1 protein-coding gene and 1 pseudogene are annotated in these 2,026 nt (G+C 73.9%); both read right to left on the bottom strand.

Going from position 1 to position 2,026, the window contains the following annotated elements:
- Positions 1-599 (bottom strand): annotated as a pseudogene (locus tag ABZ641_RS34895) (peptidase M4 family protein); the annotation flags it as partial.
- A gap of 1,102 nt (positions 600-1,701) precedes the next feature.
- Positions 1,702-1,959 carry a WHG domain-containing protein gene (locus tag ABZ641_RS34890; protein WP_359988393.1) on the bottom strand — a complete coding sequence of 86 codons (258 nt, stop codon included), beginning with the start codon at positions 1,957-1,959 and terminating at the stop codon, positions 1,702-1,704.
- Between the last annotated feature and the right edge of the window lie 67 nt (positions 1,960-2,026).

The raw sequence follows: 2,026 nt of genomic DNA, 5'->3' as shown, positions 1-2,026 counted from the left end.
GCGTTGGCGGTCTGCACCTGCTCGTGGGTGGACAGCACCTCGCCCGTGGCGGCGTCGGTGACGACCACCTGGCTGCTCGGGGTGCCGTCGGCGCGGACGCCCTCGACGGTGGTGCGGTGGGCCAGTCGCGGGGTGCCGGAGGCCGCCCACACCACCAGCTGCGCCGTTCCCGGCCGGTCGACCGAGACGAGGGCGGGCTCGTCGCCTTCCGGGACTCCGACGGTGGCGGCGACCGCGTCGTGCGCCTTGGAGGCGGCCTGTACGGCGTCGAGCTTCGGGGCGAGCGAGGCGGGGGCGACCCGGCCGGCCACGGCGCGGTCGGCGGAGCGTATGGCGCCCTGCGCGCTCTGGTGGACGATCAGGTCGCCGCCCAGGATGGGCAGGCCGGCGAAGGTGCGCTCGTAACGCACGTGCCGGGTGCCGTCGGGGTCCGTGATCGTGTCCTTCACGATCAGCTGTTCCTGACCGGACAGGCCCAGGGCGCGGGCCGCTGCGACGGGCGCCGGCGCGGCGTGGGCCGATCCGGCACCGACCTGGATCGCGCCGGCCAGGACGGCCGAGGAGGACAGAACGGCTCCGACGGCGAGCTTTCGCTTCATTCGGTTCCTTCCGTGGTGGACCGCGGTCGCGCGGTCGCGCCGGCTCCGTGGCGCCGGGTCGGCGCGGGCTGAGGACGGAGCCGGCTGGGGGTGGAGCGGGCTGGGGGTGGAGCGGGCGCCGGCGGCGCGTCCCGGCGATCGGCCGGCAGCCGCCACCCGGCGGGTGAGCGGGCCGGACAGTACGCCGTGGTGCTCGGCCGGAATCATGACGAAGGATCAGGCATGCAGGAAAGGGCGGGCGCACAAATGGCAGGATTCCGCCACAGTGGACGGTGTTCCCGTCGGATTTCTGGCGGGAATTGCCGGGCCAATGTCTGCTGGCAGATCCGCCCGCAGCCGTCCGTGCCGCCCGTGGGCCGAAATCCAGCCTGGCTGTGCGCGGGGCGCAGGGTGTGCGGGGGTGGTGGCGCAGTCCCGCCACGTATTGACACTTGTCGGTGAGAAAGCGATTCAGTATGCGGCGGAGTGGAATCCGGCAGGTGTCATTAATTCTTTTCAGGCATGACTCGGCGGCGAATGCCTAAAGGGCATTCGCCGCGGCGCGGGCCGGGTCTCGCACCCCGGCGCCGGTGGCAGGGTGGGCCGTACCTGACTGAGCGCCGATCGACCGTGGCGTGTCACACCCGCGCACGGACGGGCGGGCGGCCGGCCAGGCCTCGACGTGCCTCGACGTGCCTCGGGTGGTGTCCTCCGGGCTGCAGGCCGAGTGGCCGGCCGGGAGGCCGGGCGGCAGGCGGAGGGGCGGGCCGAGCGCCGCGTTGTCGCGGTCCGGTGCGATGTGGTGCCGGAAGCGGCACGGCCGGGGGAGGCTGCACCGCCGGTCCGCCCGGGGGCGGAGCGGTCGGCGGGGTGCTCGCGTCGGTGGTCCGGGAGGGCCGGCGTGCGGGTGAGCTGCGTTGCGGGGAGGCTCGTTCGCTTCGTCCGTCGACTGCCGAGTGCCGAGCACCCGCACGCGACGGTGTGATTCAGCGGTGCTACCCCCTCCGGCTTGCTCACGGAGGGGGCGTGCTGGCCGCTTGGAGGCGTCGCATCCGCTACGGGTGCGACGGTTTGTGACGGCCCCTTGGGTTCCCCGAGGCCGCGAAGCGCCTGCGACAGTGCATCACTTCAGCGAGAAGGCCTCGGCGAGCAGCTCGACCTGCGTCGCGAGCAGGGTGTCCCCGGTGTGGCCCATGCCGGAGAAGTGGCCGGAGACCTCCAGGCCGATGGTGCCGTGCAGGGTGCTCCAGGCGAGGACCGTCCCGGTGAGGGCGGTGGCGACGGCTTCGGGGCCGTCCGGGGCGCTGGCGGCCACCCAGGCGGCGACGGCCGTGTCCGCCGCCAGCCAGGCCCGCATCTGGGCGTCTCCGGCGAACGGCAATGCCGGTCCCGGAGACGACGCCGGTGTCCGGTGCCGGCATGCGAGGTGCCTTCGGTGATGTCCAGGC

Source organism: Kitasatospora sp. NPDC007106 (assembly GCF_040634455.1).
Lineage (GTDB): Bacteria > Actinomycetota > Actinomycetes > Streptomycetales > Streptomycetaceae > Kitasatospora > Kitasatospora arboriphila.
This window is presented reverse-complemented; position numbering and strand designations above follow the sequence as displayed.